General features: G+C 74.2%; 7 protein-coding genes. 5 read left to right on the top strand and 2 right to left on the bottom strand.

All coding sequences use genetic code 11. From position 1 onward, the window contains the following. The first annotated feature begins 304 nt into the window (after positions 1–304). The 3 genes from lon (at position 305) to ACFCY1_RS28765 (ending at position 4,648) form a co-directional block, all read left to right on the top strand. On the top strand, positions 305–2,704 hold the full coding sequence (lon, locus tag ACFCY1_RS28775) for an endopeptidase La (protein ID WP_375876496.1): 2,400 nt from the start codon (positions 305–307) through the stop codon (positions 2,702–2,704). 132 nt (positions 2,705–2,836) lie between these two features. Beyond that, entirely contained in the window at positions 2,837–3,412 is a 576-nt protein-coding gene (locus tag ACFCY1_RS28770; protein WP_375876495.1) for a GtrA family protein, read from the top strand. Between the two features lie 75 nt (positions 3,413–3,487). Continuing rightward, positions 3,488–4,648 carry an ROK family protein gene (locus tag ACFCY1_RS28765; RefSeq protein ID WP_375876502.1) on the top strand — a complete coding sequence of 387 codons (1,161 nt, stop codon included), beginning with the start codon at positions 3,488–3,490 and terminating at the stop codon, positions 4,646–4,648. A gap of 81 nt (positions 4,649–4,729) precedes the next feature. Here the strand turns inward: ACFCY1_RS28765 and ACFCY1_RS28760 are convergent, their stop codons facing one another. Then, the gene (locus ACFCY1_RS28760) at positions 4,730–5,770 is read right to left on the bottom strand and encodes a DUF3533 domain-containing protein (protein ID WP_375876493.1); all 1,041 of its coding nucleotides are present in this window, start codon (positions 5,768–5,770) and stop codon (positions 4,730–4,732) included. Positions 5,771–5,896: 126 nt separating this feature from the next. Here ACFCY1_RS28760 and ACFCY1_RS28755 point away from each other — a divergent pair, with 126 nt between their 5' ends. Together ACFCY1_RS28755 and ACFCY1_RS28750 are read left to right on the top strand one after the other, a co-directional pair. Next, positions 5,897–6,346 (top strand): MarR family winged helix-turn-helix transcriptional regulator, encoded by a 450-nt coding sequence (locus ACFCY1_RS28755; protein WP_234348623.1) that lies wholly within the window; start codon positions 5,897–5,899, stop codon positions 6,344–6,346. 153 nt (positions 6,347–6,499) lie between these two features. Next, on the top strand, positions 6,500–8,053 hold the full coding sequence (locus ACFCY1_RS28750) for an MDR family MFS transporter (protein ID WP_049658083.1): 1,554 nt from the start codon (positions 6,500–6,502) through the stop codon (positions 8,051–8,053). Between the two features lie 99 nt (positions 8,054–8,152). On the opposite strand, the gene ACFCY1_RS28745 is transcribed toward ACFCY1_RS28750, so the two are convergent. Further along, complete coding sequence (locus ACFCY1_RS28745; protein ID WP_049658085.1) at positions 8,153–8,407, bottom strand: hypothetical protein; 255 nt, start codon at positions 8,405–8,407, stop codon at positions 8,153–8,155. Between the last annotated feature and the right edge of the window lie 17 nt (positions 8,408–8,424).

Below are 8,424 nucleotides of genomic sequence, written 5' to 3'. Positions count from 1 at the left end.
GCGCCCGCCCCGGCCGCGCCCGGCCGCCGCGACGGCCGCGGGCGGCGCGCCCGCGCGGGTGCGTGCGGCGCGCTGACGCCTGTGCGTTAGGCGCGTCTACGCCGTCGCCCGGTCGGACCTCCCCGGACTCGCGGGGCTCCCCGTCGGGACTTTTCGAGGCGTGTCCGGTGCTCTTTTGACGAAGTCGGGTGCCGCGCTTTCCCCGCCGATTCCTGTTCGCTCACGGCGAACAGGGGGCCGGGAACATCCGGCGCTCGTGAAGCCTTAGTCAGGTCGACTCAAGTTCACTGACTGGGGAGAGATCATGGCATCGACGTCCACACCGCTCACCCTGCCCGTGCTGCCGCTCGACGACGAGGTCGTCCTGCCGGGCATGGTCGTCCCGCTGGACCTGAAGGACACCGAGGTGCGCGCCGCCGTCGAGGCCGCCCGGGCCGCCGCCACCGGCGCCGGCAAGCCGCAGGTCCTGCTGGTCCCGCGGGTGGACGGCTCGTACGCGGCGGCCGGCACGCTGGCCACCGTGGAGCAGGTCGGCCGGCTGGCCGACGGGGAGCCGGCCGCGCTGGTGCGCGCCGTGCGCCGGGTCCGGATCGGGGTCGGCACCACCGGCCCCGGCGCCGCCCTCTGGGTGGAGACCACGCCGTTCACGGAGTCCTCGGTGGGCACCCCGGTGGCCGGCCGGGCCGCCGAGCTGGTCAAGGAGTACAAGGCGCTGTCCACCCAGTGGCTGCGCAGGCGCGGCGCCTGGCAGATCGTCGACCGGGTGGCGCAGATCGAGGGCGTCGGCGAGCTCGCCGACAACATCGGCTACGCGCCCTTCGCCACCGCCGAGCAGAAGCTCAAGGTGCTGCTGGAGGCCGACCAGGTCGCCCGCCTGGAGTACGCGCTCGCCCTGCTGCGCGACCACCTCGCCGAGGAGGAGGTCAACGACACCATCCGCAAGGACGTCGAGGAGGGCGTGGCCAAGCAGCAGAAGGAGTTCCTGCTCCGCCGCCAGCTGGAGGCCGTCCGCAAGGAGCTGGCCGAGCTGAACGGCGACCCGGCCGACGAGGAGGGCGACTACCGCGCCCGGGTCGAGGCCGCCGACCTGCCGGAGAAGGTCCGCGAGGCCGCGCTCAAGGAGGTCGACAAGCTGGAGCGCTCCTCCGAGCAGTCGCCCGAGGGCTCCTGGATCCGCACCTGGCTGGACACCGTCCTGGAGCTGCCCTGGAACGAGCGCACCGAGGACGCGTACGACATCGCCGGCGCCCGCGCGGTGCTGGACGCCGACCACGCCGGCCTGGCCGACGTGAAGGAGCGGATCGTCGAGTACCTGGCCGTCCGCAAGCGCCGGGCCGACCAGGGCCTCGGGCTGATCGGCGGCCGCCGCGGGGGAGCGGTGCTGGCCCTGGTCGGGCCGCCCGGAACGGGAAAGACCTCGCTCGGAGAATCGGTGGCCCGCGCCATGGGCCGGAAGTTCGTCCGGGTCGCGCTCGGCGGCGTCCGGGACGAGGCGGAGATCCGCGGCCACCGGCGCACCTACGTCGGCGCGCTGCCCGGCCGGCTGGTGCGGGCGATCAAGGAGGCCGGCTCGATGAACCCGGTCGTCCTGCTCGACGAGATCGACAAGGTCGGCTCCGACTACCGGGGCGACCCGGCCGCCGCCCTGCTGGAGGTGCTGGACCCGGCGCAGAACCACACCTTCCGGGACCACTACCTGGAGGTCGAGCTCGACCTCTCCGACGTCGTCTTCCTCGCCACCGCCAACGTGCTGGAGTCCATCCCCGGGCCGCTGCTCGACCGGATGGAGCTGGTCCGGCTGGACGGCTACACCGAGGACGAGAAGGTCGTCATCGCCCGCGACCACCTGCTCCCGCGCCAGCTGGAGAAGGCCGGTCTGGGCGGCGGGCAGGTCACCGTGGACGAGCCGGCGCTGCGCAGGCTCGCCGGGGAGTACACCCGGGAGGCGGGCGTCCGCACCCTGGAGCGCTCGATCGCCCGGGTGCTGCGCAAGATCGCCGCGCAGGCCGAGCTGGGCGAGCGCGAGCTGCCCGCCACGGTCGGCGCCGAGGACCTGCGGGCCCTGATCGGCCGGCCGCACCACGTGCCGGAGTCCGCCCAGGAGCCGGCCGAGCGCCGTACCGCCGTCCCCGGCGTGGCCACCGGCCTCGCGGTGACCGGCGCCGGCGGCGACGTCCTCTACATCGAGGCCTCGCTGGCCGACGCCGAGACCGGCGGCACCGGGCTGACCCTCACCGGGCAGCTGGGCGACGTGATGAAGGAGTCCGCGCACATCGCGCTCTCCTACCTGCGCTCGCGCGGCGCCGAGCTGGAGCTGCCGGTCACCTCGCTGCGCGACCGCGGCGTGCACCTGCACATCCCGGCCGGGGCCATCCCCAAGGACGGGCCGAGCGCCGGCATCACCATGACCACGGCGCTGGCCTCGCTGCTCTCCGGGCGCAAGGTGCGCACCGACGTGGCGATGACCGGCGAGGTGTCGCTGACCGGGCGGGTGCTGCCGATCGGCGGGGTGAAGCAGAAGCTGCTCGCCGCCGACCGGGCCGGGGTCACCACGGTGATCATCCCCAGGCGCAACGAGGCCGACCTGGACGACGTCCCGGCCGAGGTGCTGGAGCGGCTCACCGTCCACCCGGTGGCGGACGTCCGGGAGGTGCTGGAGCTGGCGCTGGAGCCGGCCGGGGCCGCGGTGCTGGTCGCCGCCTGACCGGCTCGCCCCGGCCGCCGCTCCGGCCGCCGCCCGGGCCGCCCGAGCGGCGGTCCGGGCGGCCCGTCGGCGCCCCGCGGGGCCGCGGCGGTCTGCGGGGCCGACGGCACCCCCGCGTGCGAGACTGCGGAGATGCCGTCCCCCACGCAGCGGGCCCTGGCCCGGGTGCCCGAGCGGCTGCGCCCGTTCCTGGTGCGGCACCGCCGGCTGGTGAAGTTCCTGCTGGTCGGGAGCGGCTGCTTCGCGCTCACCACGGTGATCGACTTCGAGCTCAAGTTCACCGTGCTGGAGCACAAGCCGGTGGTCGCGCTGACCGTCGCGACGGTGATCGGCACCGTCGTCTCGTACGTGCTGAACCGCCGCTGGGCCTTCCGGGCCCTGCGGGCCGACGGCCGGCGGCGCGAGGTGCTGGTGTTCGTCCTGGTCAGCGCGGTGGCGATCGCCGTCAACGACGTCCCGCTGGCGGTCTCCCGGTACCTCCTGGACCTGCGCGAGCCGTACGTCGACCCGCTCCGGCAGGAGGTCGCGGACTTCCTCAGCGGGATGGTCGTCGGCACCTTCGTGGCGATGCTGTTCCGCTACTGGGCGATCCGGCGGTGGGTCTTCCCGCCCGCCGGGACGGCCCCGGCCGAGCCCGTCCCGGTGCCGACGACGGTGCCCCCGGAACCCGGCTACGCTGCACCCGAGATGCCACGGGATGTGCCGTAAGGACGTAAAAGGGGCGAGGTGAGCCTTGTGCACGAGTCCGACCCCGCCCGGACCGGGCCCGCCAGCCAGCAGGGGATGCGCCGGGCCAACCTGGCCCTGGTGCTCGGGACGATCGCGAGCGGGCCGCGCTCGCGCGCCGAGGTGGCCGCCGGGACGGGGCTGACCAGGGCCGCCGTCTCCTCGCTGGCCGAACAGCTGATCGCCGCCGGCCTGGTGGTCGAGGAGGGCCCCGCCGCGCCCAGCGGCAAGGTCGGCCGCCCCGGCACCGCCCTCGGCCTCAACCCGGCCGGGCCCGGCGGCCTCGGCGCCGAGATCGGCGTGCGGCACCTGGGCGCCTGCGTGGTCGACCTGCGCGGGGAGGTCCGCGCCTGGCGGCGCCGGGAGGTCTCCAACCACGGCCGCGAGCCCGCCGCCGTGATGGCCGACCTCGCCCACCTGCTGCACGAGGCCGTCGCCGAGTCGGGGCTGCGCCCGGCCGCCCTCACCCTGGCCGTGCCCGGGCTGGTCGGCGGCTCCGGCGGGATGCTCCAGCGGGCCGCCAACCTGGGCTGGCAGGACGTCCCGCTGGCCGCCGCCCTGCGCCCCGCGCTGCGGACGGCCGGGGGCGGACTGGCCGACCTGCCGATCGAGGCGGACAACGAGGCCAACCTCGGCGGACTGGCCGAGCGCTGGCTGGGCGAGGGCCCGGAGGACTTCCTGTACGTCTCCGCCGAGGCCGGGGTCGGCGCGGCGATCGTGGTCGGCGGCCGGCTGCTGCGCGGGGCGGGCGGCTTCGCCGGCGAGTTCGGCCACGTGCCGGTCCACCCCGACGGGCCCCGCTGCGCCTGCGGGGCGCACGGCTGCCTGGAGCAGTACGCGGGCGAGGCGGCGGTGCTGCGGGCGGCCGGCCTGACCGGGGCCCGCGGCGACTGGGTGGCCCTGCTCGCCGACCGCGCCGGGGCCGGGGACGCGGCCGCCCTCGCGGCGCTGGCCGGGGCCGGTACCGCGCTCGGCACCGCGGCCGCCGGCGCGGTCAACCTGCTGGACCCGGCCGAGGTGGTGCTGGGCGGCGGCTACGCCCGGCTGGCGCCCTGGCTGCTGCCCGCGATGCGGGCCGAGCTGGCCGCCCGGGTGACGGTGCGGCCCTGGTCGGAGGAGCGGCTGACGGTCTCCCGGCTGGGCCGCCGGGGCCCGCTGCTGGGCGCGGCGGTGCGGGTCGTCCGGGCCGTCGTGGCCGACCCGGGCCCGGTCGGGTAGCGGCGGGCCCCGGCGGCGAACGCGCCCGAGCCCCCGGCCGTGGCGGCCGGGGCTCGGTGACGAGCGGGAGGAGTGCGGGGCTCAGCTCTCGGTGGCGGCCAGTTCGCGGCCGCCGGAGCGCGGGCCGCGCAGCACGGCCAGCAGGGCGACGCCGATGCCGATCAGCGCCCAGACCACCATGACCAGGATCGGCAGCCCCAGGTTGGTGGAGCCGAAGTAGGCGACCGACTTGGTGGCGGTGGTACCGGCGCCGTTGGGGATCCAGGAGCCGATCGCCCGCCAGAACGGCGGCGTCATCGGCGCCGGGTAGACCCCGCCCGCGCTCGGGTTGCCGAGCACCACGAAGATCAGCACCGCGACGCCGATCCCGAGGATGTCGAACAGGCACTGCAGCGCCATGGTGAACGCGCCGACCGTGAACACCACCAGGGCGCCGATGGCGCTCAGTCCGAGGACCGAGCCCGGCAGGGCGTCCAGCACCGGCCCGGCGATCACCGTGCCGAGGACGCCGGCGCCGACCGAGTACACCGCGAGGACGCCGAGGCGGATCAGCAGGCGGTGGGTGTTGGCCGGCTTGGAGCCCGCGCTGATGCCCAGGATCGAGGCGACCAGGTAGCCGCCGACGCACCAGCCGATCACCAGGTAGAAGGCGGAGAGGCCGTTGGTGTCGCCCTTGGCGAGCGGCACCACGTCGTGGACCTTGACCGTACGGCCCTGGGTCTGGTCGATCGCGGTGGTGATGGACTCGGCGGCCTTGGCGGCGGAGGTGCCGCGGGCGCTGCCGACCAGCAGGGTGTCCTGGGTGGAGGTCGGGTCCACGACCAGTGCGGCGTAGAGCTTCTGGTCCTTGATCAGCTGGGTCGCCGTCTCGGCGTCCGGCGCGGTGCTGGCGCGGACGGCGTCGTTCGGCACCGACTCCAGCGCGCCGACCAGCTTGGGGGCGACCTGCGGCGGGGCGACCACCGCGATGGAGAGGTTCTGCGGGGCGGGCTTGTGCAGTGCCCCGATGTAGGAGGTGATGAAGCCGAGCTGGAGCAGCAGCACGCCGATCACGAGCAGTGCCGCGCGCGGGGTGACCGCGCTCTTCAGTTCGGCGATGAAACCCTGCCCCGGGGCTGCCATCCACATCTCCTCGTGTAATGGGGAAAAACGGTACTTCCAGAACCGATACTTCATACCATGAAGTAGTTGGCTTGTCGCACCGGCCGCGCCGGGCCGCCGCCGGTGTCGCTGCGCGATACTGGCGCGGTGAGTGACGAGGAATCCCTGGTGGCGGTGGAGCGCGAGGTCGCGCTGATGTTCCGACGGGGCCGGGCCAGAGTGGCGGAACTCTCACGGCGGGTGCACCCCGGGCTGGAGGGGATGGCGTACAGCCTGCTCGGCTACATCGAGCAGGCCGGGCCGGTGCGGGTGACCGACGTCGGCGCGCACTTCTCGGTCGGCAAGGCGACGGTGAGCCGGCAGGTCCGGACGCTGGAGGAGCTGGGCCTGGTGGCCCGGGAGACGGACCCGCTGGACCGCCGGGCCGCGCTGGTCTCGCTCACCGAGGACGGGCGGCGGCGCTACCTGGCCGCGCAGGGCGTCCGGATGCGGCGGGTGCGCGAGGTGATGGGCGGCTGGTCGCCGGAGGACGTGACCCGTTTCGCGGAGCTGCTGCACCGCTTCAACGACGTGCTGGGGGAGTCGGCGGCCGACTGACCGGGCGGTCCCCGGCGGTGCGACAGGGTCCGTAGCTGCGGGTTTTACTTGCCCTTGAAGAAAGTTGCCTTATTCAACCATCTCGTTTTATGGTTGCTTACGGCAACGAAATTTCATGATCCGCGCATCCCGCCCGCCCGCCGAAGGACCCAGATGACCGTGACCACCGAGGCCGCGAGCGGAACCGCCGCCGCGGCCGACAGTCCCCAGATGACGCACCGGCAGGTGATGGAGGCGCTCTCCGGCCTGCTGCTCGGCCTGTTCGTGGCCGTGCTCTCCTCGACCGTCGTCTCCAACGCCCTGCCGCACATCCTGGCCGACCTGCACGGCGGCCAGTCCGCGTACACCTGGGTGATCACCGCGGCCCTGCTCACCCTCACCGCCTCCACCCCGATCTGGGGCAAGCTCTCCGACCTCGTCAGCAAGAAGCTGCTGCTCCAGATCGCCCTGCTGATCTACATCGGCACCTCGGCGCTGGCCGGCCTCTCGCAGAACACCGGCGAGCTGATCGCCTGCCGCGCGCTCCAGGGCGTCGGCGCCGGCGGTGTCGTGGCGCTCGGCCAGATCTGCCTTGCCGCGATGGTCCCGCCGCGCGAGCGCGGCCGGTACAGCGGCTACTTCGGCGCGGTCTTCGCGCTCGCCACCATCGGCGGGCCGCTGATCGGCGGCGTCATCGTGGACACCTCCTGGCTGGGCTGGCGCTGGTGCTTCTACGTCGGCATCCCGTTCGCGCTGGTCGCGATCCTGGTGGTGCAGCGCACCCTCAAGCTGCCGCTGGTCAAGCGCAAGGCGAAGATCGACTACCTGGGCGCGCTGGTCATCACCGCCTCGGTCAGCCTGCTGATGATCTGGATCACCCTGGCCGGCAAGAACTACGCCTGGCTGTCCTGGCAGACCGCGGCCATGGTCGGCGGCGGCCTGGTGCTGGGCGTCCTGGCCGTCGTGATCGAGCGCCGCGCCGCCGAGCCGATCATCCCGCCGAGCCTCTTCAAGTACCGCACCGTCACCCTGGCCGCCATCGCCAGCGTGCTGGTCGGCGTCGGGATGTACGGCGCGACCACCTTCCTCAGCCAGTACTTCCAGCTGGCCCGCGCCAAGTCCCCGACCATGGCCGGCCTGATGACCCTGCCGATGATCCTCGGCCTGGCGGTCTCCTCCGCGGTGGCCGGCCGGCTGATCACCAAGTACGGCAAGTGGAAGGCCTACCTGGTCTCCGGCACCGCGCTGCTCGCCATCGGCTTCGGCCTGCTGGGCACCGCCCGGGCCGACACGAACTACGCGCTGCTCTCCCTCTACATGGCGATCACCGGCGTCGGCCTCGGCCTGACCAGCCAGAACCTGGTGCTCGCGGTGCAGAACACGGTGCCCCGGCACGAGCTCGGCGCGGCCAGCTCGGTGGTCACCTTCTTCCGCACCATGGGCGGCGCGATGGGCGTCTCCGCGCTCGGCGCGCTGATGACCAACAAGGTCGGCCACTACCTGGCCGAGAACCTGGCCGCGGCGCACGTCCCGGCCTCGCCCGCGGCGACCGGCGGCGGCATCCCGGACCTGGCCAAGCTGCCGGCCCCGATCGTGCCGCTGGTGACGGACGCCTTCGGTCACGGCGTCGGCACCGTCTTCCTGTGGGCCGCCCCGTTCGCGGCGCTGGCCTTCGTCACCGTCCTCTTCATCCGGGAGACCGTGCTGAGGACCACCCAGGAGGGCTGACCGGCCGGCGGGACCGACCGCGCGCAGGGATGCGCGAACGGGCCGGGGAGTGTGGAGACACTCCCCGGCCCGTTCCGTTGTGCGCGGCGCGTGCGGTGGCTAGTGGCCGGCGATCAGCGACAGCCCGTAGAGGACGACCCCGCCGCACAGGGCGAAGCAGACGTACGCGCCGGCCAGGGCCAGCCGGCCGCCGCCCGCGGCCCCGGCGGTGCCCTCGCCCGTACCGGCGGCGCTCACCGCGGCCTCGCGGCGGGACAGCGCCAGGATGCCGAGCGCGAAGACGGCGACCACGGCGACGGTGATGCCGAAGCTGAGACCGGCGGTCTGGGCCAGGGCGTTCCACTTGATGTGCATGGTGAGTGCTCCTCAGC

The sequence above is a fragment of the Kitasatospora sp. NPDC056273 genome, from assembly GCF_042268845.1.
Lineage (GTDB): Bacteria > Actinomycetota > Actinomycetes > Streptomycetales > Streptomycetaceae > Kitasatospora.
This window is presented reverse-complemented; position numbering and strand designations above follow the sequence as displayed.